The sequence below is a fragment of the Kitasatospora sp. NPDC096204 genome, assembly GCF_044763205.1.
Classification (GTDB): Bacteria; Actinomycetota; Actinomycetes; order Streptomycetales; family Streptomycetaceae; genus Kitasatospora.
Genome location: NZ_JBIWFT010000034.1, coordinates 45,251 through 69,619 on the forward strand (window position 1 = coordinate 45,251; position 24,369 = coordinate 69,619).

22 protein-coding genes are annotated in these 24,369 nt (G+C 72.8%); 7 read left to right on the forward strand and 15 right to left on the reverse strand.

The genetic code is table 11. The features are described from left to right. Positions 1-162: 162 nt before the first annotated feature. Both ACIQ87_RS30245 and ACIQ87_RS30250 read left to right on the forward strand, forming a co-directional pair. Positions 163-576, forward strand: coding sequence for a Fur family transcriptional regulator (locus ACIQ87_RS30245; protein ID WP_402412722.1), 414 nt, complete (start codon positions 163-165; stop codon positions 574-576). Between the two features lie 111 nt (positions 577-687). Then, a complete protein-coding gene (locus ACIQ87_RS30250; protein WP_402412724.1) occupies positions 688-1,308 on the forward strand; it encodes an L-threonylcarbamoyladenylate synthase in 621 nt (206 codons plus the stop codon). Between the two features lie 70 nt (positions 1,309-1,378). Here ACIQ87_RS30250 and ACIQ87_RS30255 read toward each other — a convergent pair whose 3' ends face one another. Continuing rightward, entirely contained in the window at positions 1,379-2,017 is a 639-nt protein-coding gene (locus ACIQ87_RS30255) for a class F sortase (RefSeq protein WP_402412726.1), read from the reverse strand. A 183-nt stretch (positions 2,018-2,200) separates the two neighbouring features. Then, the gene (locus ACIQ87_RS30260; protein WP_402412729.1) at positions 2,201-2,854 is read right to left on the reverse strand and encodes a hypothetical protein; all 654 of its coding nucleotides are present in this window, start codon (positions 2,852-2,854) and stop codon (positions 2,201-2,203) included. A 678-nt stretch (positions 2,855-3,532) separates the two neighbouring features. Between ACIQ87_RS30260 and ACIQ87_RS30265 the strand changes: the two genes are divergently transcribed. Continuing rightward, positions 3,533-4,351: a DsbA family protein gene (locus ACIQ87_RS30265; protein WP_402412732.1), complete on the forward strand. Its 819-nt coding sequence runs from the start codon at positions 3,533-3,535 to the stop codon at positions 4,349-4,351. Positions 4,352-4,444: 93 nt separating this feature from the next. On the opposite strand, the gene ACIQ87_RS30270 is transcribed toward ACIQ87_RS30265, so the two are convergent. Then, complete coding sequence (locus ACIQ87_RS30270) at positions 4,445-5,746, reverse strand: cytochrome P450 (RefSeq protein ID WP_402412735.1); 1,302 nt, start codon at positions 5,744-5,746, stop codon at positions 4,445-4,447. An 84-nt stretch (positions 5,747-5,830) separates the two neighbouring features. Between ACIQ87_RS30270 and ACIQ87_RS30275 the strand changes: the two genes are divergently transcribed. After that, positions 5,831-7,945: a tetratricopeptide repeat protein gene (locus ACIQ87_RS30275; RefSeq protein ID WP_402412738.1), complete on the forward strand. Its 2,115-nt coding sequence runs from the start codon at positions 5,831-5,833 to the stop codon at positions 7,943-7,945. On the opposite strand, the gene ACIQ87_RS30280 is transcribed toward ACIQ87_RS30275, so the two are convergent. Together ACIQ87_RS30280 and ACIQ87_RS30285 are read right to left on the reverse strand one after the other, a co-directional pair. Continuing rightward, positions 7,873-8,709, reverse strand: coding sequence for a helix-turn-helix domain-containing protein (locus ACIQ87_RS30280; RefSeq protein WP_402412742.1), 837 nt, complete (start codon positions 8,707-8,709; stop codon positions 7,873-7,875). The two genes, ACIQ87_RS30275 and ACIQ87_RS30280, sit on opposite strands and share 73 nt — an antisense overlap. An 82-nt stretch (positions 8,710-8,791) precedes the next feature. Beyond that, entirely contained in the window at positions 8,792-9,580 is a 789-nt protein-coding gene (locus tag ACIQ87_RS30285) for an SDR family NAD(P)-dependent oxidoreductase (RefSeq protein ID WP_402412745.1), read from the reverse strand. 155 nt (positions 9,581-9,735) lie between these two features. On the opposite strand from ACIQ87_RS30285, the gene ACIQ87_RS30290 reads away from it, so the two are divergent. Then, positions 9,736-10,398 (forward strand): NADPH-dependent F420 reductase, encoded by a 663-nt coding sequence (locus ACIQ87_RS30290; RefSeq protein ID WP_402412748.1) that lies wholly within the window; start codon positions 9,736-9,738, stop codon positions 10,396-10,398. A 65-nt stretch (positions 10,399-10,463) separates the two neighbouring features. Here the strand turns inward: ACIQ87_RS30290 and galK are convergent, their stop codons facing one another. Continuing rightward, positions 10,464-11,591 carry a galactokinase gene (gene galK / locus ACIQ87_RS30295; RefSeq protein WP_402412751.1) on the reverse strand — a complete coding sequence of 376 codons (1,128 nt, stop codon included), beginning with the start codon at positions 11,589-11,591 and terminating at the stop codon, positions 10,464-10,466. Then, positions 11,588-12,700: a galactose-1-phosphate uridylyltransferase gene (gene galT, locus ACIQ87_RS30300; RefSeq protein WP_402412754.1), complete on the reverse strand. Its 1,113-nt coding sequence runs from the start codon at positions 12,698-12,700 to the stop codon at positions 11,588-11,590. Before galT ends, galK begins: the two co-directional genes overlap by 4 nt. A gap of 169 nt (positions 12,701-12,869) precedes the next feature. Here galT and ACIQ87_RS30305 point away from each other — a divergent pair, with 169 nt between their 5' ends. Next, complete coding sequence (locus ACIQ87_RS30305) at positions 12,870-13,697, forward strand: DeoR/GlpR family DNA-binding transcription regulator (protein WP_402412757.1); 828 nt, start codon at positions 12,870-12,872, stop codon at positions 13,695-13,697. 47 nt (positions 13,698-13,744) lie between these two features. On the opposite strand, the gene ACIQ87_RS30310 is transcribed toward ACIQ87_RS30305, so the two are convergent. From ACIQ87_RS30310 to ACIQ87_RS30340, 7 genes are all read right to left on the reverse strand, one after another. Then, complete coding sequence (locus tag ACIQ87_RS30310; RefSeq protein ID WP_402412760.1) at positions 13,745-14,842, reverse strand: LacI family DNA-binding transcriptional regulator; 1,098 nt, start codon at positions 14,840-14,842, stop codon at positions 13,745-13,747. 138 nt (positions 14,843-14,980) lie between these two features. Further along, positions 14,981-16,726, reverse strand: coding sequence for a glycoside hydrolase family 36 protein (locus ACIQ87_RS30315; protein WP_402412763.1), 1,746 nt, complete (start codon positions 16,724-16,726; stop codon positions 14,981-14,983). Positions 16,727-16,728: 2 nt separating this feature from the next. Then, positions 16,729-17,664: a carbohydrate ABC transporter permease gene (locus tag ACIQ87_RS30320; protein ID WP_402412766.1), complete on the reverse strand. Its 936-nt coding sequence runs from the start codon at positions 17,662-17,664 to the stop codon at positions 16,729-16,731. Then, positions 17,661-18,608 (reverse strand): carbohydrate ABC transporter permease, encoded by a 948-nt coding sequence (locus tag ACIQ87_RS30325; RefSeq protein WP_402412769.1) that lies wholly within the window; start codon positions 18,606-18,608, stop codon positions 17,661-17,663. Before ACIQ87_RS30325 ends, ACIQ87_RS30320 begins: the two co-directional genes overlap by 4 nt. After that, positions 18,605-19,951, reverse strand: coding sequence for an extracellular solute-binding protein (locus ACIQ87_RS30330; protein ID WP_402412772.1), 1,347 nt, complete (start codon positions 19,949-19,951; stop codon positions 18,605-18,607). The genes ACIQ87_RS30325 and ACIQ87_RS30330 overlap by 4 nt, the downstream gene beginning before the upstream one ends. A gap of 241 nt (positions 19,952-20,192) precedes the next feature. After that, positions 20,193-21,419 carry a radical SAM protein gene (locus ACIQ87_RS30335; protein WP_402412775.1) on the reverse strand — a complete coding sequence of 409 codons (1,227 nt, stop codon included), beginning with the start codon at positions 21,417-21,419 and terminating at the stop codon, positions 20,193-20,195. A 147-nt stretch (positions 21,420-21,566) separates the two neighbouring features. Then, positions 21,567-22,301 (reverse strand): hypothetical protein, encoded by a 735-nt coding sequence (locus ACIQ87_RS30340; protein ID WP_402412778.1) that lies wholly within the window; start codon positions 22,299-22,301, stop codon positions 21,567-21,569. A gap of 251 nt (positions 22,302-22,552) precedes the next feature. On the opposite strand from ACIQ87_RS30340, the gene ACIQ87_RS30345 reads away from it, so the two are divergent. After that, positions 22,553-23,323, forward strand: coding sequence for an aromatic prenyltransferase (locus ACIQ87_RS30345; protein WP_402412885.1), 771 nt, complete (start codon positions 22,553-22,555; stop codon positions 23,321-23,323). Positions 23,324-23,422: 99 nt separating this feature from the next. Here ACIQ87_RS30345 and ACIQ87_RS30350 read toward each other — a convergent pair whose 3' ends face one another. Continuing rightward, complete coding sequence (locus tag ACIQ87_RS30350; RefSeq protein WP_402412780.1) at positions 23,423-24,214, reverse strand: DUF2785 domain-containing protein; 792 nt, start codon at positions 24,212-24,214, stop codon at positions 23,423-23,425. Positions 24,215-24,369 lie beyond the last annotated feature (155 nt).

The window sequence follows — 24,369 nt, forward strand, 5'->3', positions numbered from 1 at the left end:
TCACGTGCTGCTGCTACCCAGGCTAGCGCCGGAGCCGATCCTACGATGGACGGAATCCAAGTCAAGAAAGACACCAAAGCCAAATCCGATCGGGATCCGGAAGGCACCGGATGTGAATTGGTAAACTCCGGTCCTCCCCTTGACCTGAATAGGTGAACCGATATGAGTGACCTGCTGGAGCGGCTGCGCGGGCGCGGCTGGCGCCTCACCTCCCAGCGGCGTGTCGTGGCCGAGGTCCTGGACGGCGAGCACGTGCACCTGACCGCCGACGAGGTGCACGCCCGGGCGGCGGAGCGCCTCCCCGAGATCTCCCGGGCGACGGTCTACAACACGCTCGGCGAACTGGTCACCCTGGGCGAGGTCGTCGAGGTGGCCACCGACGGGCGGGCCAAGCGGTACGACCCGAACGCGCACCGCCCGCACCAGCACCTGATCTGCACCGGTTGCGGCGCCATCCGCGACGTCCAGCCACGGGGCAATCCGCTGGCCGACCTGCCGGCCGAGCAGCGCTTCGGCTTCGCCGTGTCGCAGGCGGAGGTCACCTACCGGGGGCTGTGCCCGAACTGCGCGGGCTGATCGCCGGGTACGCCGCGACGGCGGCGGCGCTCATGGCACCGGCCTGGCCGGCGGCTGCACACACCGGGACCGCTCCGCCGATCGAAAGGCGGGATCCCTTAGGGTCGCCCAATGGCGAAGTACTTCGACGTGCATCCAGAATCCCCCCAGCCCCGCACCATCAGTACGGTGGCCGCCGGCCTCCGGTCCGGGGACCTCATCGCGTACCCGACCGACTCCTGTTTCGCCCTGGGCTGCCGGTTGGACAACCGCGACGGCCTCGACCGGATCCGGTCGATCCGGCGGCTCGACGACCGCCACCACTTCACCCTGATGTGCATGGACTTCGCCCAGTTGGGCCAGTTCGTCCACATCGACAACAACGTCTTCCGCGCCGTCAAGGCCGCGACCCCGGGCAGCTACACCTTCATCCTCCCCGCCACCAAGGAGGTGCCGCGCCGTCTGCTGCACCCGAAGAAGAAGACCGTCGGGGTCAGGATCCCGGACCACGTCGTCACCCGGGCCCTGCTCGCCGAACTCGGCGAGCCCCTGGTCTCCAGCACGCTGTTCCTCCCCGGTGACGAGGAACCGATGACCCAGGGGTGGGAGATCAAGGAACGGCTCGACCACGTCCTGGACACCGTGCTGGACTCGGGCGACTGCGGCACGGTGCCGACGACGGTCGTGGACTTCTCCAGCGGCGAGGCGGAGGTCGTCCGGCACGGGGCGGGCGACCCGGCGCGCTTCGAGTGACGCACCGGGCCGCGCCGAGAGCGGTGCGGCGGTCCCCGGTGTCCGAGTTCCCGCCGCCGCTCCTCCGTGGTCACTCGTGTTGCAGGGACAACAGGTGCGCGAACACGACCACGTTGCCGGTGTAGTCATTGTGTTCCCGGTCGTAGGAACCCCCGCAGGTGATCAGACGCAGCCGTGCGTCGGCGGTCTGCCCGTAGACCAGCTCGTCCGGGAAGTCCTTCTTGGTGAAGACCTCGACGGAGTCGACGGAGAACTGGGCCACCATGTGGTCGTCACGGGTGACGGAGACCGTGTTGCCCGGTTTGAGGGCTCCCAGGCCCCAGAACACGGCAGTGGTCTTCTTGGTGTCGACGTGTCCCAGCACGATGGCTGCGCCGCGGTCACCGGGGACCGGGCCGTCCTTGTACCAGCCGGCCAGGTTCGGGTCGTCCGCCGGGGGAACATCGAGTTCTCCCGACGGCGTCAGCGACACCTCCGTGAAGGGCGCGTCGACGCTGATCTCCGGGATCGCGATGCGGGTGGGATGCGGAGCGGAGGCGGGCTGTTCCTCCACCGGGAACGCCGCGGCGGTCGCCGGCTTGGCCGCGGCAGCGGCCGGCTTGGGTGGTGGGCCGGTCGGCGCCGTGATCGTCTGCTGCAGCAGTGTGTCGAGGCCGAGTGCGGCCACGCCGATCGCGACGCCGACCGCGATGAAGCGGCCGGCCTTCATCCGCCTGCGCGGCAGCGTTGAGGATACCGAGTCGGGTGATGCGTGACTCCCCATGGGCGGATGCCTTTCGCGCGGGACAGAGGACCGGGGTCCGGGATGTTGCGTCGGTTGTACTGGTGAGACGCGCCCCGCCGCAGCCATGTCGGTCGGTCGACTGCGGCGGGGCGAAGTGTGGGCCAGGCGTCAGGACCTTCCGGCGCCCTTGCGGCGGCGGGTCAGGACGACGGTCGCACCCAGGCCGGCGGCGAGGAGGGCGGCGCCGGTCGCGAGGTTCTCCGTCTCATGGGTCCAGGCACCGCCACCGGTGTGGGGCCCACCGTGCGGCCCCTTGCCGTTCTCGCGGCCCTCGCCCTTCTCGCGACCCTCGCCCTTCTCGTGGCCCCTTCCCTTCTCGTGGCCCTCGCGACCCTCGCGGCCCTCGTGGCCCTCACGACCCTCACGGCCCTCGCGACCCTCGTGGCCCCCACGGCCCTCGCGGCCCTCGTGGCCCTCGTGGCCCTCACGGCCCTCACGGCCCTCGTGGCCCTCGCGACCCTCGTGGCCCTCACGGCCCTCGCGACCCTCGTGGCCCTCGCGACCCTCGTGGCCCTCGCGGCCCTCGCGGCCCTCGCCCTTCTCGTGGCCCTCCCGGCCCTCACCCTTCTCCCGGCCCTCACCCTGGTCGTGGTTTCCGGCCGGCGCCTGGTCCGGGACCGGCTGGGGCGCCTGGACGGCCTGCTGCGCGGCGGCGGGGTTCGGCTGCTGGCCATCGGCGGCATAAGCCACCTGACCTCCGACGGCCAGCGCCCCAGCGGCGACGAGGGTGGCTCCTGCAACGAAGTTGCGTACACGAGGCATGATTTCATTTTCCTTTCGGCATCCGCGATGTCTTTGCCGGTTTGGCTATTTGATGTGACTTCAGGGAATTCGGATGCCCATCAACACCGTGAGCCACGACGCCGGGGCTCGCCACACGAAGTTGCCCCGAACCAGTCGAGAATTGGCCTCTTCAGGTGAGATCAGGGCCATACTCACCCGTGCTCACCGCCAAGTGGACGAGCCACCCGATTCACGGCTGCCGCAGCTCACCGCGTGAAGCGCCGGACGCGTGAGCCGAATCGGGACCGGAACGGCACGCACCCGGGCGACAGGCCTCCTCGACGGCCCACCCCCACTCACCCGCCGTAAGGCGAACGGTAGTCAGGACGTGGCCGGGGAAGGAGGTCGAGGGCCCGGAGCCGGCCCGAACCGCGCGCAGGGTTCGGGCGAAGGCCTCGGCGGTCGGGGCACGGGCGCGGGCCCGGGGCCGCAACCCCCAGGCCGAAATGATCGGGCAAACCCGATCGTGCTTCATTCGAGGGATTTCCCTGGTTCTCTGGCGTGGCCGATTGAGTGTGGGCACACGGCGCTCGCAAATCGGGGGGAAAGCCGCCCGGCGAGGAGCCGGACCGACAAAGACGCTCCGCGATCGCCGGCCGTTCACCCGACCGCTGAACGCCCAGTACTGTCAGCACCGACCTCATGGGGAGCCAGGCCGTGAGCCGAGCCAACCGAGAAGGCAAGAAACACGCCAGGGAGCGCACCCGGCACGACCGGGTGCTGGCCGCCGAACTCTCCCGACGACGACGCCGGCTCCTCGCCTACGGAGCGGTGCCCCTGGTACTCGCCACCACCGGCATCGTCGGAGCGCTCGTCCAGAACCACCGTTCGTCCGGCCCCGTACTCGCCCCGCTCGGCGCATCGGCCGACGGCAGGTCCATCTCCGTGGGGGCCGCGACGGCCCCCGCGACGCTGGACGTCTTCGAGGACTTCCGCTGCCCCGCGTGCAAGGGCGCGGAGGCCCGGCTCGGCGAAGCCTTCCAGAAGCTCGTCCAGGGCGGCCTGCTGCGGATCCAGTACCACACCGCGGCCCTCATCGACGCCGGACGAGGCGGCAACGGGTCCAAACGGGCCGCCAACGCCGCCGCCTGCGCCCAGGACCAGAACAAGTTCGGCCAGTACCACGCCGTCCTGTTCTCCAATCAGCCCGAAGAGACCATCGACGGGTTCGGCAACCGGGAGGCCCTGTTCAAACTGGCCGAACAGGTCGATGGGCTGCGTACGCCCGCCTTCGAGGAGTGCGTGAGGAACGGGGTCCACGACGGCTGGGTGCGCGAGGTCACCCAGGAGTTCCACGACCGCAAGTTCGTCGGCACTCCGACGATGCTCCTCAACGGGAACAGACTCGACCCCTCGCTCCCCGACAGTCCGCTCTCCTCGGCGGAGGCCTTTGTGAAGGCAGTCGCCGACACCGCTCCCAAGACCGCACCGTCCGCCCAGGGATCGCCCAGCGGCACCGGGACCGCAGCCCCCTGACCGAACGCGAGGTGACGACAGTCCGGTGGCCCGGGAGAACTCCTCCCCCGGGCCACCGGCCCGTTCACCGGACGCCCTGACCAGGTGGACTGCTCAACGCCAGCGGATCCTCAGGCTCTTCAGCCCGTTCTGGAAGTTGGAGACCAGCCTCGCCGGCCGTTCACCCGGAACGATCTCCAGGTCGGGCAGCTCGGCGACGACCCGCCGGAGCAGCGCCGACATCTGGATCTTGGCGAGCTGCGCTCCCACGCAGAAGTGCGGGCCGAAGCCGAAGCTGACGTGGTCGTTCGGCGTACGGGTGATGTCCGGACGGTCCGGGTCGGCGAAGACCGACGCGTCGCGATTGGCAGAGGCGTGGTACACCACCACCTTGTCCCCGCCGCGGATCGACTGCCCGGCCAGGACGACGTCCCGCGTGGCGGTGCGCCGGAACTCCAGCACGGGCGGCCAGAACCGGAGCAGCTCGTCGACCGCCGAAGCGGTCAGGCCCGGCCGCCTGCGCAGCAGGCGGTACTGATCGGCGTGGGTGAGCAGGGAGTACAGCCCACCGGGCAGACCGTTGCGCAGCGTCTCGTTGCCGGCGACCGCGAAGAGGAAGAACATCGTCTCGAACTCGGCGGCGCCCAGTCCGGCTTCCCTCATCCGGGCCACGACGCTGCCGGGCGGCGGCTGCTCGGCGAGGGCGTGCGCGTAGGCGAACATGTCCGCGAGTGCGGCCCGCGAGCGCGGGTTCACGGGACGCCCGTCAGGGGTCACGAGAACCTCGGGGCGGCGAGCCAGTGCGGCGCGCCCCAGGTCGGTGAGCCCGGACGGGTCCGCGGTGCTGGACCGCGCGTAGTCGGGGTCCTGGTAGCCGATCACGCGGTTCGACCAGTCGACCAGCAACTGTCGGTCCTGCTCCGGGACGCCCAGGATCCGGGCCAGTGTCCACACGGGCAGTTCGGCGGCCAGCGGCACGAAGTCGGCCTCACCCAGCGGGCGGACCGCGGCGACGAGTTCGGCCGCCCGGGCCCCGATGGCGACCGAGAGTTCGCGCAGCACGGCCGGGGTGAAGGCGGCCGCGACCGCGCGCCGCAGCCGGGAGTGGTCGGGCGGGTCCTGGTTGAGCATCATCGCCCGGGCGAACTCGAGGTCGGCCGCGGAGTCGGGGTCGCGGATCTGGGTCGCACCCAGGTGCGAGGAGAACAGCTCCGGCGTGCGCAGCACGTACTTGACGTCGGCATGCCGCAGCACCGCCCAGTAGCCGGGGCCGGCCGGCCACTCCCCCACCGCCGGCTCCTCGACCCAGCACACCGGCGCGGACTCGCGAAGCTCCCGCAGGAGCCCGTACGGAACGCCGTGGGCGTAGGTCTCCGGGAGGAAGAGCTGGTTCACGTACGCCTGGTCGAGGGTCATGTGGAGGGACGGTACGGCAGGGCTGTCGCGCTGTCATGGACGGCGAAAGATCCGGCAGGGCTTCGCCTTCCATAATGGTGTCCGTTGAACACGCGGGGCAGTGGGGGCGAGCGGGTGCAGGGCTGGCAGGTCAGGAACGGGATCGACGGCAGTGCCACCGTGCACGGCGGCGCCTTCCAGGCCGGGGAGATGACCGTCCACCAGTACGCGGCGCCGGCCGGTGCGGGGGTGGGGTGGCCGGTGGTGGTCGGGCGGATCCCGCCGAAGGCGACCGCCTTCCAGCCGCGGGCGGAGCTGCGGCAGGCGATCGACGAGGCGCGCGGGGAGTACGGGACGGTCGTGCTCAGCCAGGTGCTGGCGGGCGGTGGCGGCGTCGGGAAGTCGCAGCTCGCGGCGCACTACGCGCGGGAGGCCGTCGAGGCGGGCACCGATCTGGTGCTGTGGGCCGACGCCGCGGAGCCGTCCGCCGTGACCGACCTGTACGCGCGGGCCGCCGTGGCGGTTCAGGCTCCCGGGGCGAGTGGGGAGGCGGCGGAGCAGGACGCGGAGCGCTTCCTGGCCTGGCTCGCGGCCACCGAGCGGGGCTGGCTGGTCGTCCTCGACAACACCACGGAGCACACGCCCGAGGAGCTGTGGCCCGTCACCAGCCGGGGCGGGCGCGGACGGGTCATCGCGACCACCCGGCACCGGGGCGCCGCCAGTACCGGCGGTGACCGTCGGCTCGTCGACGTCAGCACGTACTCCGAAGCCGAGTCCCTCGCCTACCTGAGCGAGCGGCTGGAGCGCGCGAAGTGCGCCCGGTTCCTGGACGAGCACACGGGCGAGCTCGCCGAGGAGCTGGGCCACCTGCCGCTGGCGCTGGCCCACGCGGCCGCCTACATGGTCAACACCCGGCGCAGCTGCGGCCGTTACCTGGAGCTGTTCCGCGACCGCTCGCGCAGCCTGGACGCCGTCCTCCCTGCCCGGGCCGGCGCGGACGGCTACCGGGGCCCGGTGACGGCGGCGCTGCTGCTGGCCCTCGACGCGGCGCGGCAGGAGGAGCCGGTCGGGCTCGCGGGGCCGGTCCTCGGGTTGGCGGCGCTGCTCGACCCGGCCGGGCATCCACAGGAACTGTGGGGCACGGAGGCGGTGCTGGAGCACCTCGGCAGGGTTCGCGGCGGGCCGGTCACGGCCGACGACGCGCTGGACGCGCTCGCCGTGCTGCACAACTACAGCCTCGTCACGCTCACGGAGACGGCCGACCGGGAGGTGACACTGCACGCGCTCACGGCGCGTGCCGCTCTGGACATCAGTCCTGATACGCCGGAAGCCGGCCTCGCGGCTGCCGACGCCCTCGTCGAACTGTGGCCGAGTGCGGATTACACTGCGCCGGACTTGGCCGCGACGCTCCGGGCCAACACCGACGTCCTCGCCGGGCACGGTACCGCCGACCTGGTCCGGCCGTTGACGGGACTTCACCAGGTCCTGTTCAGCTGCGGAATCAGCCTGATCGAGGCGGGCCTGTACACCACCGGCATTCAGTACTGGAGCAGTCTCGCCGCCGCGAGCGAGCGGGTCCTCGGCAGCGACCACCCGGACACCCTCACCTCCCGTAACAACCTCGCCGCCACCTACTCGAACGCCGGCTACACCGACGACGCCTTGCGACTCCAGGAGGAGGTCCTCGCGGACCGCCAACGCGTCCTCGGCCGCGACCACTCCGCCACGCTCACCGCCCGCAACAACCTTGCCTCTACCTACCGGGATGCCGGACGTACCGACGACGCCGTCAACCTCATGGAGCAGGTCCTCGCGGACCGCCGGCGCGTCCTCGATGACGACCATCCCGACACCCTCACCGCCCGCCACAACCTCGCCGTCGCCATGTCGGAGACCAAACGCATCAACGAGGCCGTCAACCTCATGGAACAGGTCGTCGCAGACCGCCGACGCGTCCTCGACGTGGACGACCCCGACACGCTCATGTCCCGCAACAACCTCGCCGTCATGTACTGGGAGGTCGGACTCCGGGACCAGGCGCTGGATATGCTCCTTCAGGCGGCGAAGGATCTGGCCCGGGTCCTCGGACCGGACCATCCGGACACCGTACTGGCCATGGGCAACCTGCGTGATCTGATCCATTGCCCTCAGTCCGACGCCGCCCAGGACAGCAGCAGCCGCAGCCCGTCGTCCGAGGCCGCGCCCGGGTCGGCCGTGTAGGTGACCAGGGCCTGGCCCGGGTCGTCGGCCGGCCGGAGGGTGTCGTAGGCGAGGTCCAGGGTCCCCGCGAACGGGTGGCGGAAGGACTTGCGGCCCGAGGTCTTGTCGGCGACCGGGTGTTCGGCCCACATCCGCTGGAACTCCTCGCTGCCCAGGCAGAGTCGGCCGACCAGTTCGGCGAGCAGCGGGTCGTCGGGGCGGCGGCCGGCCTCCAGGTGGAGGAAGGCGACGTTCTCGCGGGCGCAGGCGGCCCAGTCGGCGTAGAGCTCGCGGGAGGCCGGGTCGAGGAAGGTGATGCGGGCGATGTTGCGGTCCTCGACGGGCAGGGCGCCGTAGTCGCCGAACAGGGCGACGGCGGCGGGGTTCCAGGCCAGGACGTCCATCCGGTGGCCCATCACCACGGCCGGGGTGTCGTGGAGCTGCCGCAGCAGGTTCAGCAGTGAGGGGCGCGGCTGCTGGCGGACGACGGGGCGGCGGGGCCGGGCCGTGGGGCGGGCGAGGCGGTGGAGGTGGCCGGACTCGTCGGGGGCCAGGCGCAGGGCGCGGGCGACGGCGTCGAGGACGGCGTCGGACGGGTTGCCGACGCGGCCCTGTTCGAGGCGGGTGTAGTAGTCGACGCTGACTCCGGCGAGGTGGGCGAGTTCCTCGCGGCGCAGTCCGGCGACGCGGCGGCGGCCGCCGTAGTCGGGGAGGTCGACGTCCTCGGGCCGCAGGCCGGCCCGGCGGGTGCGGAGGAATTCGCTCAGGGCGCTGCTCGGGTTCACGTCATGGATTCTCACCCGGACGGGTGCCGCCGTGCCTGGCCCTGTCAGGACCAGGCACGGCGGATCCGGGGCAGTCAGCCGGTCAGCCGGTCAGCGACGGGAAGGCCGGGACGAGGCCGCCGTCGATCACGATGTCCTGCCCGGTGATGTACGAGGAGCGGTCGGAGAGCAGGAAGGCGACGGTCTCGACGATGTCCTCGGCGGTGCCCAGCCGCCCGAGCGGGACCTGGCCGCGGATCGGCTCGTGGTCGGCCGGGTCCGGGACGGCGGCGTGGAACATCTCGGTGACGATGAAGCCGGGGCTGACCGAGTTGACCCGGATGCCGCGCCCGGCGAGTTCGCTGCCGAGGGTGCGGGCGAGGCTGAGGACGGCGGCCTTGGTGGCGGCGTAGACGGCGGCGCCGGGCAGGCCTCGGTGCGGGGTCCAGGAGGCGTTCAGGACGACGGATCCGCCGCCGGCGGCGTCCAGCAGCGGCAGGGCGTGCTGGACGGTGAAGAAGACGCCCTTGAGGTTGGTGGCGACCATCCGGTCGAACTCGGCCTCCGTCACCTCGCCGGCCGGCTGGAAGCCGGCCACGCCGGCGTTGGCGAACACGCCGTCGAGCCGGCCGTAGCGCTCCCGCACGGTGTCGGCCAGCCGGGCGAGGTCCGCGGGGACGGAGGCGTCGGCGCGGACGGTGAGCAGGCGGTCGCCGGCGTCGAGCCGCGCCGCGGCGCGGGCGAGCCGGGTGTCGTCACGGCCGGTGATGACGACCCGGGCGCCGGCGGCGAGGAGGTGGCGGGCGGTGGCGAAGCCCATGCCGCTGGTGCCGCCGGTGACGAGGACGGTGCTGTCGGAGGAGACGGTGGTGTCGGAGGAAGTGTGGTTCATGCCGTCCACCCTCGCGACGGGCGCCGGGGCGGCACCAGGCCCGCCTCTACCGTGGGTCCGGGAAAACCACCCTGCCGATCGGGAATCCGGGGCGGTCTCCGGGTGGTTGGGCCAAGGCGACGGTCCCCAACAGCACTCGCGAAGAAGGACTTCCCATGAAGATCGGCATTATCGGCGCGGGCAACATCGGCGGCAACCTGACGCGGCGGCTGACGACGCTGGGGCACGAGGTCTCGGTGGCCAACTCGCGCGGCCCGGAGACGCTCAAGGCGCTGGTCGAGGAGACCGGGGCGAAGGCGGTGACGGTCTCCGAGGCCGCGCGGGGCGCCCAGGTCGTGGTGGTGACGGTGCCGCTGAAGAGCGTGCCGGACCTGCCCGCCGGGCTGCTGGACGGCGCTGCCGAGGGCGTCGCGGTGATCGACACCGGCAACTACTACCCGAAGGAGCGCGACGGCCGGATCGACGCGATCGAGGACGGCGGGCTGACCGAGAGCCGCTGGACGGAGCAGCACCTCGGGCACCGGGTGGTGAAGGTGTTCAACGGCACCTACGCCCAGGACCTGCTGGAGCGCCCGCGCCCGGCGGGCGACCCCGAGCGGCTCGCCGTGCCGGTCGCGTCGGACGACGAGGCGGCCAAGCGGGTGGTCCGGGCGCTGGTCGACGAGTTGGGCTTCGACACCGTGGACGCGGGCGGGATCGACGAGTCCTGGCGGCAGCAGCCGGCCACCCCGGTGTACGGGCTGCGCGCGGGCGTCGACGCCGTCACCCGGGCGCTCGCGGAGGCCTCCCCGGAGCGCCCGGCCGCCCACCGGGCCTGACCCGGCCGAACCGTCGCGCCCACCGGGCCTGATTCAGCCGAGCCCGCCCGCCCACCGGGCCTGGCTCAGCCGAGCCGGCGTGCCCCCTCCGCCGGGACGGCGGTGAGGGTGCGCGGCTCGGCGTACCCGGCGTCGCGGAACGCGGCGGTGACCTCGGCGGCGACGCGCTCCGCCGCGGCGGCGTCCACCAGGGCGATGACCGAGCCGCCGAAGCCGCCGCCGGTCATCCGCGCGCCGTGGGCTCCGGCGGCCAGGGCGGCCTCGACGGCGAGGTCGGTCTCCGGACAGGAGACCCGGTAGTCGTCGCGCAGCGAGGCGTGCCCGGCGGTGAGGATCGGGCCGAGCGCGGCGAGGTCGCCGGCGTCCATCCGGGCGACGGCTGCCTCCACCCGGGTGTTCTCGGTGACCACGTGCCGTACCAGCGGAACCAGCTCCGAGGGCAGTCGGGTGAGCGCGTCGGCCAGTGCGGACGGCTGGAGCGAGCGCAGCGCGGGCAGCCCGAGCAGGGCGGCCGCCCGTTCGCAGCCGGCCCGCAGCGCGGCGTAGGCGCCGTCGCCGAGGTCGTGCTTCACCCGGGTGTCCAGGACCAGCAGGGCGAGGCCGGCGTCCGCGAGGTCGACCGGCACCTGACGCATCGTCAGATCGCGGCTGTCCAGGAACAGCGCGGCCCCGGGGCGGCAGCACATCGAGGCCATCTGGTCCATGATCCCGCAGGGCACGCCGACGAAGGCGTTCTCGGCGCGCTGGGCCAGCACCGCCAGCTCCGCGGCCGGGAGCCCCAGCCCGTACAGGTCGTTGTAGGCGGCGGCGACGACGCACTCCAGTGCGGCCGAGGAGGAGAGCCCGGCGCCGCTGGGCACGTCGCTGTCCAGCCGGAGGTCGGCCCCGCCGACCGGGTGCCCGGCCTCGCGCAGCGCCCACACCACCCCGGCCGGGTAGCCGGCCCAGCCGGGCACCGAGCCGGGGGCGAGCCCGTCGACCGGGAGCGTGACGAGTTCACCGCCCTGGGCGGACCAGAGTCGCAGCAGCCCGTCCTCCCGGCGGGCGGCCTGGGCGCGGACGGTCTGCGGCAGGGCGATCGGGAGGACGAACCCCAGGTTGTAGTCGGTGTGTTCGCCGATCAGGTTGACCCGGCCGGGGGCGGCCCACTCCCCCTCGGCGGGTCGGCCGTACAGCTCCGTGAAGGTACTCATGCTCCAGCGACCTCCCGCAGCCGGCGGGCCGCGTCCTCGGGGGTGACGTCGTTGACGAAGGCGTCCATGCCGGACTCCACTCCGGCCAGGTACTTGAGCTTGTCGGCGGTGCGGCGGATGGTGAACAGCTCCAGGTGCAGGGCGAGTTCATCCCGCTGCCCGGCGGGGGCCTGGTGCCAGGCGGAGATGTACGGGGTGCGACCGGTGCCGAAGAGCCGGTCGAAGCGGCGCAGCAACTCCAGGTAGAGGGAAGGGAATTCGTCCCGCTGGTCGGCGTCCAGGGCGGTCAGGTCGGGCACCCTGCGGTGCGGGTACAGGTGGACCTCGTACGGCCAGCGGGCGGCGAAGGGGACGAAGGCCGTCCAGTGTGTCCCGGCGAGCACGACGCGCTCGCCGTGGGCGCGTTCGGCGGAGAGCAGGTCCTCGAAGAGGTTGCGGCCGGTTCCGGCGCGGTGTTCGGCGGCGCGGGCGGCCATCCGGGCGGTGCGCGGGGTGGTGAAGGGCAGGGCGTAGATCTGGCCGTGCGGGTGGGCGAGGGTGACGCCGATCTCGGCGCCCCGGTTCTCGAAGCAGTAGACCTGCCGCACGCCGGGCAGGGCGGAGAGTTCGGCGGTGCGGTCGGTCCAGGCGTCCAGGACCAACCGGGCGCGTTCGGGGGTGAGGTCGGCGAAGGAGGCGTCGTGGTCGGCGGTGAAGCAGACCACCTCGCAGCGGCCGGCGCCCGGACCGCCGGCCCACAGGCCCTCGGCCGCCCGGACGGGCTCCGTGGGCTCGCCGGCCAGCGAGGGGAAGCGGTTCTCGAAGACGGCCACCTGGTAGTCCCCGGCCGGGATCTCGCTGAGCCGCCCGTCCCGGGACGGGCAGAGCGGGCACTCCTCGGCCGGCGGCCGGTAGGTGCGCGCCTGGCGGTGGGCCGCGATGGTGACCCAGTCGCCGGTGGCCGGGTCCAGCCGGACCTCGGAGCCGGGGACCTGCGGGTCGAGCGGCCGTTCGTCCACCGCGCCCCGGGGGTCGGCGGCGCCGCTGTCGTAGTAGATCAGCTGCCGACCGTCCGCGAGGGTGGTCACGGTCCTGACGGTGGTGGGCTGGGTCAGGGACGTCCCGGGCATGGCCCTTCTTCCTCCGAGTGAAGTGGGTGAAGCGAGTGAAGCCATTGGAATCGAGGGGATCGATGTGGATCGCTGAGGTTCGGGGATCGATGGGAATCAACAGAAAGCTACAATCTCAAACATTATCCACCAGCACCACTCACCAGCAGTGGACGAAGGGGGCCTCCCGATGGCTGACAGCGCCCAACCGCTCGCCGGACAGCGCCGCGTGCTGATCCTGGAGCAGATCCGCGCGCGCGGCGGGGTCCGGGTCACCGAACTGGTCCGCGACCTCGGGGTCTCCGACATGACCGTGCGCCGCGACCTCGACGCGCTGGCCCGCCGCGGCCTGGTGCACAAGGTGCACGGCGGCGCCGTCCGGGTCGAGGCGCCGGCCACCGGCGAACCCGGGTTCGAGACCAAGGCGAACTGGGAGCTGCCCGCCAAGGACGCGATCGCCCGGGCCGCCGCCGCACTCGTCCCACCGGGTTCGGCGGTCGGGCTCGCCGGTGGGACGACCACGTACGCGGTCGCCCGGCACCTGCGCGCCGTCGAGGGCCTCACCGTGGTGACCAACTCGCTGCGGATCGCCGAGCTGCTGGAGCAGCCCGCCGAGGACGGCACCCCGGCCACCGCCACGGTGATCCGCACCGGCGGGGTGCGGACCCCCTCGGACGCCCTGGTCGGGCCGGTGGCCGACCAGGCGATCCGCTCCCTGCACGTCAACCTGCTGATCCTGGGCTGCCACGGCCTCTCCCCCGAGGCCGGGCTGACCACCCCGAACCTGGCAGAGGCGGAGACCAACCGCGCCTTCCTGCGCTCGGCCCGCCGGGTGGTCGTGGTGGCCGACCACACCAAGTGGAACGCGGTCGGCCTGGCCTCCTTCGCCGACCTGGACCAGCTGGACGTCCTGGTGACCGACGACGCCCTGCCCGCCGAGCAGCGGGCGGCCGCCGCCGGGCTGGTCGGCGAGCTGATCGTGGCGGCGACGGCCGACCGCACGGACCGGCCCAGCTGACCGAACCGCACCAGCCCGGCCAACCGAACCAGCCCGGCCCGGCCGGGCTAACAGAACCAGCCCGACCAGCCGGACGGCTCCGCCCCGCCGGACCGGCCCGAACTGCCCCGCACCACCAGCTCGGTGGGCAGCTCCAGCCCCTCGGCCGGCGCCGCCTCCCCGCGCACCCGGTCCAGCAGCCGGCCGACCATCGCCGTGGCGATCGCCCGCAGCGGCAGCCGGACCGAGGTCAGCGCCGGGTGGAGGTGCCGGCAGAGCGGCGTGTCGTGGAAGCCGGTGACCGCCACCCCGCCGGGCCCGACCACCAGTCCCTCCGCCCGGACGGCCTCGTAGACGTCCAGCGCCAGCAGGTCGTCACCGGCCGCGAAGGCGGTGGGCCGGTCGGGCCCGCGCAGCAGCGCCCGTACGGAGGCCACCGCCGAGCCCGCGGCCGTCCCGGAGACCCCCGCCTCGGCGGCACCCGTCGCCACCGCGGACAGGCCCAACCGGTGTGCCTCGGCCAGGAAACCGGCCCGCCGCGCCGCCATCCAGGGCAGTTCCTCGGCGGCCCCGAGGTAGCCGATCCGACGGTGGCCGAGCGCCGCGAGGTGCCGCACCACGTCGGCCATCGCCGCCTCGTTGTCGATGTCCACCCAGCACTGCGGCGCCGCCGGCCCGGTCCGTCCGAAGCTGACGAACGGGACGCCGAGCCGGGCCACATGGGCGATCCGGACGTCCTCGCGCAGCACGTCGGCCAGCACCAGCCCGTCCACCTGGCGGGCCGCGACCAGTTCGTCGATCGCGGCCACCGGGTCGGCCGTGCCCTGCCCGGGACGGAACAGCAGCACCCGCTGCCCGGCCGCCCCGGCCGCGTCGACCAGGGCCTCCAGGAAGCCGGCCATCAGCGGGTTGGGGTCGAGCGGGTCGTCCACCGGGGCGAGGTAGCCGATGGTGCGCCGGGCACCGCTGCGCAGCGAGCGCGCCGACTGGTCGGGCTGGTAGCCGAGTTCGCGGATCGCCGTGTTCACCCGCTCCAGCGTCTCCGGGCGGACCCGGTGCGGCGCGTTGAGCGTGTTGGAGACGGTCTGCCGGGAGACCCCGGCCGCCCGGGCCACCTCCTCGATCGTGGTGGCGCCGCGGCGCGGCCGGTGCGGTCCGTCGGGCATGCGGTTCTCCAGGGGTGGTCGGGGGCTCGGGACGGAGTCGGACCCGGCACACGGTCGAGCCCGACTCGAAGGCGGGCCCGACACGGAGTCAGGCCCGGCGCGGACTCAGGCCCGGCGCGGACTCAGGCCCGGCGCGGGTCAGGCCCGGCGCAGGATCAGCAGCCCGCCGCGCGGCACGGGGATCGTGTCCGCCCGGTCCAGCTCGACCTCGCCCTGCCGGACGATACGCCCCCGGGCGTCCCGCACCGTCACCGCCACCTGCCCGCGGCCGCCGGTGAGCCGGACGTCCGGGTCGGCGTCGGCGTTGGCCACCAGCAGGGTCCGCCAGTCCTCGCCGGAGGCGTCCACCGGCAGCGCGGCGTACCGGGCCACGGCCACGGTGTCGGTGCCGCGCGCGGTGACCATCGGGTAGCCGAGGTCCGGGCGGGCCGGGAGCAGTTCGCCGAGCTGGAGGGTGGCGGTGTGCTCGCGGAAGACGCCCAGCCAGAAGGCGATCGCCTCGCGCTGGCCCTCGCTCTGCGCGGCGAGGTCGACGGAGACCTGGGGCACCGAGAACAGCACGTTGATCAGGTGGCAGGCGACCTGCTCGGCCGGCTCGCCGGGGTGCCACATCAGCATGTCCGCGTGGACCGGGACGGGCCCGGCGGCCAGCCGCACGTCGATGGTCCGCTGCCGGTTCTCCTGCGGGCTGAGCGGGCAGTCGGTGGCGCGGATCATGGTGGCGTACGGCCACAGGCCGGGGCTGACGTACGGCTGGCGGTGCTCGATCATCGCCTCCGGGTTCGCGGCGGTGATCCGGCCGCGGATCGCGGCGAGCAGCCGTTCCACGCCCTCCTCGACGCTCGCGCAGTCCGCACCGGGGCGGGCCGGCGGGGCGTCGGCACTCTCGGCGGCCCGGGCGAACCAGTCGACGAAGTCCACCTTGAGGCCGTCCATGCCCCACTCCTCGACGGCCCGGGCGAGCCGGTCGGTGAGGAAGGCCCGGACCTCGGGGTGGCGCGGGTCGGCGACGATCGCGCCCATGTGGGCGACGTCGGCCAGCGCGAGGTGGCCGATCTCCCGGTACGCGGCGCTGTCCTTGCCGATGAACGGCAGCGCGTACCAGAGCATGTAGCGCACGCCGAGGTCGTGCACCCGCCGGACGTGGTCGGCGGTGTCGGGCAGCGAGACCGGCTCCCAGTCGCCGCAGTGGGCGTAGCCGCGGGTGCGGTCGGCGGTCATCCAGCCGTCGTCCACGATGATCACGTCCAGGCCCAGTTCCTTGCCGAGCGCGGCCTGGGTCTCGACGCCCTCGGGCGTGATGTCCTGGTGCATCGAGTACCAGGTGGAGTACGCGGGACGGCGGGCGGCCTCCGGGATGTCGGCGGTGCGGCCCTCGCCCCACCAGGCGGCGAGGTCGGCCAGGGCGCGGCCGAAGTGGCGGCGCGAGGTGTCGATCCGGACGGTGAGCCGGTCGGCCGCCTGGGCCCAGAACCGGAACTCCCCGGTCTCCTCGACCACACCGGCCCCGGCCAGCACGTCCGGGCGCCAGGCCGCGAAGGCGCACAGGGCGACGTCCCCGGTGCCGACCAGCGCGGCGATCGGCGCGCCGTTGGCCAGCGAGGTGCGGCGCGGGGCGCTCCAGGCGGCGGGCAGCCAGCCGGTGCCGCGCGGCTCGGGGGTCCAGAGGGCGGTGGCGTCGACGCAGGGCACCCGCCACTCGATCCGCACCTCGCCCTTGCCCTCGGCGCTGACCTCCACCACCCCGTCGGCGATCCTGCGCACCGTGCCCGTACCGCTCACCCGCAGGTCCAGCCCGTCGGCGTCCAGCGGTCGCGGGGTCCCGGCGGCGGTGGGGGCGTGCGGCTCCCAGACCTCGGCCGCGGCGTCGTTCGTCTCGGTCATGCTCAGCCCTTCGTGGCGCCGGCCAGCAGGCCGGAGATGAACTGCCGCTGGAGGACCAGGAAGAGGACCATCATCGGCAGGGTGGACAGCGCGGTGCCGGAGAGGATCGCGCCGTAGTCGGTGTTGGACTTGTTGCCGTGCAGCGTCGCCAGGGCGACCGGCAGGGTGTGCATCTCGGGGCTGCGCAGGGCGATCAGAGGCCAGACGAACTGGTTCCAGGAGCCCAGGAAGAGGAAGATCGACAGGGCCGCCAGCACCGGCCGCATGACCGGCACCACCACGCTGAACAGCACCCGCAGCTCGCCCGCGCCGTCCACCCGGGCGGCGTCCAGGAGTTCGTCCGGAAGGCTGCTCAGCGACTGCCGCATCAGGAAGATGGCGAACGGCACGCACAGGCCCGGCAGGATCAGCGCCTGGTAGGTGTCCAGCAGGCCGAAGTTCATCATCATCTTGAACAGCGGTACCAGCAGGACCTGTTCGGGCACCACGAGGGTGGAGAGCAGCAGCGCGAACAGCAGGGTGCGGCCGCGAAAGCGGAACTTGGCGAAGGCGTAGCCCGCGAGCAGCGCCACGACCAGCGCGCCGAGCGTCTGGACTCCCGCCACCAGCAGGGAGTTCCCGACCACCCGGAGCAGGCCGATCTTCTGCTCCAGGTGGCTCAGGTTCTCGCCGAGGCTCCCGCCGGGCAGCAGCTTGGGCGGCCAGTCGAAGACCTCGGTGTCCCTGCGGGTGGAGGAGACCACCAGCCAGTAGAAGGGGGCGATCGACAGCCCGGTGACGCCGGCGAGGAGGAACGTCAGCGGCCAACCGCGGAGCTTCTTGAGGGGGTTCGGGTTCCGGGGGGCCGCTCTCCGGGGGGCCGAGCTCCCGGAGCTCGTGCCGTCGGGGTTCGTGCTCTCGGGGGTGGTACCGGTGGGGGTAACGGTCTTGGGGGTCACTTCTCGCGCTCTCCCATCAGGCGCATCTGGACGGCACCGAGCACCGACACCAGCAGGGTGAGCGCGTACGCGATGGCGGAGGCGTAGCCGAAGTCGAAGAACCGGAAGCCGTTCTGGTACAGGTACATGGCGACGGTCAGGGTGGCGTTGTCAGGCCCGCCGCCGGTCAGCACGTACGGCTCGTCGAAGAGCTGGAGCGTGCCGATGGTGGAGAGCACGACGGTGAACAGCAGCACCGGGCGCAGCGCGGGAACGGTGATCGAGGTGAACCGGCGGATCGGTCCGGCCCCGTCGACCATCGCGGCCTCGTACAACTCCCGCGGGATGGACTGGAGTCCGGCGAGGTAGATGACGGCGTTGTAGCCGGTGTAGTGCCAGGTGAGCACGACGACGACGGCCATCCGGGCCCAGACGGGCTGGCCCAGCCAGTCGACGGAGGGCAGGCCGACGGCGTTCAGGACCCAGTTGACCGCGCCGTCGTCGGCCTTGAGCAGGTAGGCGAATATCACGCCGGTGGCGACCAGGCCGGTGACCGAGGGCATGAAGACGCCGAGCCGCCACACCGTACGCCAGCGCACCATGGCGGAGTTGATGCCGACGGCCATCAGCAGGGCCAGTCCGAGCATCAGCGGGACCTGCACGACGAGGATCTCGCCGGTGTTGCGCAGGGCCGTCCAGAACAGCGGATCATCCAGCAAACGCTGGTAGTTGGCGAGGCCGGCGTTGCGGGTGGCGCTGCCGGCGCCGGTGGTGAAGGACAGCAGCAGCGAGTCGACGATCGGGTAGACCTTGAACACGGCGAAGGTGAGCAGCGCCGGGGCGAGCAGCAGGTAGGGCACCGCGCCGCGGCGCCAACGACTCGGCCTGGACTTTCCGTCGAGGCCGGAGGCGGTCGGCCTGGACTTTCCGTCGAGGCCGGAGGCGGTCGGGCTGGCGGCACTCATACGATACCGCGCCCCGTCTGCTGGGCGAGCTGCTTGGCGGCGTCCTGGAGGACGGCGGCCGGGTCGGCGCCCTTGAGCAGGACCTTGGTCTGGGCGTCGCTGACGAGCTTGAGGGCGCGGGCGTAGTCGCCGGAGTAGTTGGTGGGGTCGCCGCCCTCGGTGGCGAGGTCGGCGAAGGTCCTGAGCACCGGCTGGCCGCCGTAGAAGGCGCTCGGCGCCGCGTACAGCGGGTCGGTGTAGGCCTCGGTGAGAGCGGGGAAGACGCCGCCCGCGTTGAACATGGCGTTCACCGAGGCGGGGCGGGTGACGGCGTACTCGACGAACTTCCAGGCGGCCCGGCGGCGCGGGCTGGAGGCGGCGACGGCCAGGTGGGTGGAGTTGACCAGGGCGGTGCGCCTGCCGCCGGGGGTGACCGCCGGGGGCTTGGTGAGGCGCCAGTTGCCGCTCTGGTCGGGGAACTTCTTCTCCAGGTAGTGCGCGACCCAGGCGGGCATCGCGGCCACCGCGAGCTTGCCGGTCTTCATCACCGGCGGCCAGCTCTGGACGCCGGGGGTGTCGCCGATCAGCCCGGCCTCCTCCAGCCGCTTGATGATGGTCATCGCACGCACGGCCGGCTCGGAGCCGACGGTGATCTTCCCCTGGAGGTCGAAGTAGAAGGCCCCCTGGAGCTGCATCAGCGCCTGGAGGAAGTCCAGGTCGGGGGTGGGGTTGGCGGCCTTGTTCACGCCGATCAGGGCGACGCCCGGGTTGGCGGCCTTGAAGCGGTCCGCGACGGCGATCAGGTCGTCCCAGGTGGCGAGGGTCTCGGGGTCGATGCCCGCCTTGTCGAAGTAGTCCTTGCGGTAGAAGAAGCCGAGCGGGTTGACCTCCCAGGGCAGCGCGTAGGCGTGGCCGTCCTTGCCGCTGACGACCGGCCACAGGCCCTTGGCGAACTTGTCCTTGTGGGCGTCCGCGCCGAGTGCGGAGAGGTCGGCCAGGCCGCCGGGGAACTTCTCCTGGTAGCCGGGCAGGTAGTCACAGCCGATGTGCAGGACGTCGCCGAGGCCCTGGCCGCCGGCCGCCAGGCCGACGGTGATCTTGTCCCAGATGGCGGGCTCGCCGATGTCCTGGACGTCGACCTTGATCCCCGGGTTGTCCTTCTCGAAGGCCGGGACGATCCCGCGCAGGGCGTCGGCGGCGGTGGCCCAGGACCAGACGGTGATCGTGCCGGTGTCGGCGTCCCCGCCGGCGGCGCCTCCCGAGCCGGAGCCGCCGCCGCAGGCCGCGAGGGTGCCGCCGGCGGCGACGGCCAGCAGGCCGGCTCCGGAGGCGCGGAGAAGGTCGCGTCGGGAAAGGTGTGACATTGCATTCCTCTCGGTGGGGTGGCGCCGGAAGGCTGTGGTGCGAAGGGGGTGATGGGGCATGGCGGGGGCAACGGGGGTAGCTCGGCTGTTTTGAACGTTCAAACACACAAAACAAACCAGAACCAAACAGGTTCCAACGAGCGGACACAGCAAACGCCCGCCCTCCCCGTGCCGTCAAGCCCCGGGCACGGGAATGGCGGGCTCCGCAACCGTTCCGTTATCAGCCAGGCCGCCGGGGGCGTCAGCCCCGCGCGGCGTCCGCCGGGCCGAACACCGTCCCCGGGGTGACCGGGATCCCCCGGGACATCGCCTCGAAGTCCAGGATCGGGTGGGTCAGGATCTCCTCCACCTCGTCCGTCAGCAGGTTGCCCAGGATGAACTCCTCCTCCGCCCCCGACCCGAAGGTGACGACCTGCCCGCTCGACTGGATCATCCAGTTCAGCAGCTCCCGCTGACTGCTCTCCGCGAGGTGGATCTCCCGGCCGGGGTGGTCCCGGCGGATCGCCTCCACGACCTCGCGGACCTCCTCGACCGCCACCCCGAGCCGGCGGACCGTGGCCGGCGAGGCCCGTCGGCCCCACCACTGGAAGATCACCCACTGGGCGACCGACGGGTGGGACATCACCTCGGCCGCGAGCTCCGGCAGCTGGTGGAGGTTCTCGGCGCTCGCCACGGTGTGCACCCGCACCCGGTCGAAGCCCTCGGCGTCGCACAGGTCGAGGGAGTCCAGCAGCGCCCGCAGGAGGTTGCCGTCCGGGCTGCGCCGGAAGGCGCGCTGCACGTCCGCGGTGACGGCGTCCAGCGGCAGCCGCAACGAGGACAGCCCGCGCAGCCGGGCGAGCTTCCCGGCGGTGAGGGTGTAGCCGGTGGTGTCGAGACCGACCTTGAGGCCGGCCTCGACGGCGTGGTCGACCACGTCGAAGATCGGCGGCCAGAGCAGCGGGTCCCCGCCGGCCAGGACCAGGTCGGTGGTGCCGTGCGCGGCCAGCTTCCCGATGATCAGGTCCGCCTGGGCCAGGTCGATCTGCTCCGCGGCGAACGGGTTGTAGCAGCCCTGGCAGGACATCGGACAGCGGTTGTTGATCGACCAGTTGACCCGCCGGACCCGACGGCCGGTGCGCGGCTGGTCGGCCCGGCCGCGGATGCCGGCCACCAGGTGGGCGAGGCGGACGGCCTGCGGGAGGGTGGCTCCGGTGAGCAGGGCCTCGGCCCGTTCGACGGCGGCCGCGGTGGCGTCGTTCTGGAGCAGCAGGAACGCCAGGCGCCACCGCATGGTCTCGTCCGCCGGGTCCTCCCCCAGCGCCCGCTCGACCCGCTCGGTCAGGGCGCCGAGGTAGCCGGGGTTGAAGTTGCCCGGCTCCAGGCGCCGTTGGAAGTCGTCGGCGATCGAGCCGCGGGCCAGGGACCGGTCGTAGCCGGCCCGCAGCGGGTGCGGGGGCAGGATCTCCACGTGCTGCCGGGTGGACATGGGCGTTCTCCGGTACGGGTCGGTTCGGGACGGACGGCCTGTTCGGGACGGATGGCCAGTTCGGAGCGGCCGATCAGTTCGGGACGGACGCGGCCAGTTCGGGACGGCCGGTCAGTTCGGAGCGGACGGTCAGTTCGGGACGGCCGGTCAGTTCGGAGCGGACGGCAGCAGGACGACCATCGAGTCGGCGGAGGGCAGGCCCATGCTCTCGACGAAGACCGCGTCGCGGACGAGCTGCGCGATGTCGGGGTGGGTGGGGGCCGCGAGGTAACGGGCCGTGGACTCCAGCGGGGTGACGCCGTGTTCGGCGATCAGGGTGCGCAGTGTGCCCGGGAGGTCGTCGAGTCCGTCGCGCACAGCCGCCAGGTCGAACCGGTCGGCCAGCCGCGTCGCGGCCCTACGGGCCTTGGCGAGGTTGGTCGTCGGGTCCACGGCCGTCGCCTTCGACAGGTAGTAGGGGACGGGCTGCATCATCCAGGCGAGCGCCGTCCGAAGGTCGTCCTCGTCGCGGCCGGGGCCCTCGAAGGCCTCAGGGCCGAGCCCGAGGCCGTCGCAGAACCACTCGCGCCGCATGCTGATCCGGTAGTGGGCGTGGCCCGCCTGCCGGAAGGCCGGCAGCCTGGCGATGACGGAGGTCGTCTCGATCCGGAAGGTGTCGGCGATCCGCCGCATCCTGCGCCCCACCAGGGCGCGGACGTCCGGCACGTCCGCGTCCTCGGCCACGACGTGGACCAGGTCGAGGTTGGAGAGGACCTCGCCGCCCGGTCCGGTGCGGTGGTCGCCGCGGGCCAACGACCCGGTCGCCGCCACCGACATGCCGGTCGCGTCCGCGAACTCGCGGGCCAACTCCTGGAACAGCAGGGGGACGTCTTCGGGTCTCACACGCATCCTCGGGTGTCGGCGGGCGGCAGTGGAGGACGGGAGTCCTTCACCCTCTCTTCCAAGTCCTTTTACATCGTGGAGAGTTCGTATTCAGGCGCGCAGCCTAACAGCGACCCGCCACACACGGTCGGGTTCGCACCACAGATCTCACGCAGACCAGCTGACGATCGGACACAATCGTTCCGATTCGGCTACTTGTGAGCATTCGGGAGCCTGGCGAACCATCCGTCACAGGCTGAGCGATCGGCCTGATCTCGGCCTGGAGCTCCCTCCACGACGGTTCGACGGAGCTGTGCGACTTCGACGCGGTCCGGGGCCTGGTCAAGACCTGGGTGCACCTCGACGGGATCCGGCCCCTGGACGAGGTCCTGGACGCCCCCGGGATCCCGCACGACACGGCGAACCTGTACTTCCGTACCCGGGAAGGCCTCACCCCCGAGGGTGCGCAGCGACTGCTCCCCCTCTCCCGGGCCGAGGTGCCGGACGAGGCGACCTTCCGGGACATGGTGGCCTTCACGGCCCCGGACGGGCACACCTTCTCGGTGACGCTCCGCGTCGCCACCGGAGAGATCGAGCGCGTCGGCATCTACGCCCTCCGGCTGCCCGCCGGGCGGTTGCGCCGGGCCGCCGAGGCCGACGCGCCCCGGGTGCTGCGCGGGACGGTCGCCACCGCGGCCTCCGCCTCCCCCTGTCCGCGGTTCGCCGAACTACTCAAGGCCTGCCGGCAGTTGCCGGCCCGGACCCACGGCACCGACCACTCCTGGGCCCGCCGCATCCCCGCGGCCATGGCCCGTTCCGGCCTCACCGACATCGGCATGACCATCCGCGTCGCCGTGTGCGGCACGGACGAGAAGGCGGACGCGTTCTGGCGCCGGTGCTTCGCCCGGGCCACCCCCGGGCTCATCGCCACCGGACTCATGACCGCCGAGCAGATCACGGCGGCCGTCGCCCACCTGGACGACCCGGCTTTCAGCGACACCGCCTGGATGATGGTCACCTGCTGGGGACGCCGCCCCTCGTAGGCCGCCGGGGCCCGGACACGCCTGCGTGAGACGTCGGCCCGTCCGACTTCTCACGCAGACTGTCGGCCGTCCGCTGCCCGCCGTCCGCCGTCCGCCGTCTCAGGCGTACGGGAACACCGGGCGCAGCACCTCGGCCAGCCGGGTCTTGACCGCGGCGCCGTGAGCCAGCGGGACGGGGTTCCCCCCGCGTTCCGTGGGCACCCCGAGGTCCGCCAGGGCGTACAGGGCGAGCAGGGTGCGGAGTGTGTTGGAGGCCCAGACCGGCATCGGCCCGCGCTCCATCCCGACGAACGCGTCGCCCACCGTCGACAGCCAGGCGGTCGACCGCTCCGGCGTCAGGTCGGGGCGGGTGAGGACGAGGGCGAGGGCCCTGGCGAGCCGGTTGTCCTCCCGTTCGGCGAACAGGTGGTCGGTCGGTGCGAGCAGGCGCTCCGCGGCGAGCCCCAGCAGCGGTGCGGGGTCGACCTCGGACCGCAGACCGCAGACCCCGAGCAGGTCCGCGCCGTGCGCCACGGCGTGCAGCCAGCCGAGCGTCTCGTCACGGCCGCGCAGGTCGGCCTCCGAGCGGTACCAGGCGGCGAACGCGTCGATCCACCCGGGCCTGAGGTGGCCCTGGTTCACGACCATCACCAGGACGAGCGGGGCGAACGTCCGGGCCTCGATCCGCGGATGGGCGAAACGTTCCACCATCAGATCGCCGAGCGCCAGACACCGCTCGGCGTCGATCACCCCGCGCTCGATCCAGGCCGCCAGCACCGCGTACGGGTAACCGTCCCGGATCTCCGGGTCCGGGTCCCCCAGGGCCTCCGCCAGCTCCGCGACCAGCTCGTCCAGCCCGGGCCCCGCGGGCAGCGCGCAGTCGTTCTCGTAGATCTCACGCCAGTTCGTCACCCGCCGGACCCTACCGGGGGCCGCCACCCCCGTTCACCTGCTTTTATGCGCGAACGGCCGGGGGGGGAAGTCGGGCGGGGCGCCGTGTCGCGCCCGCCGGGGGGGTCGGGGGGCGGCGGGGCAAGCGCGGCACGCCCGGCCCGGGTGCGGGGTGA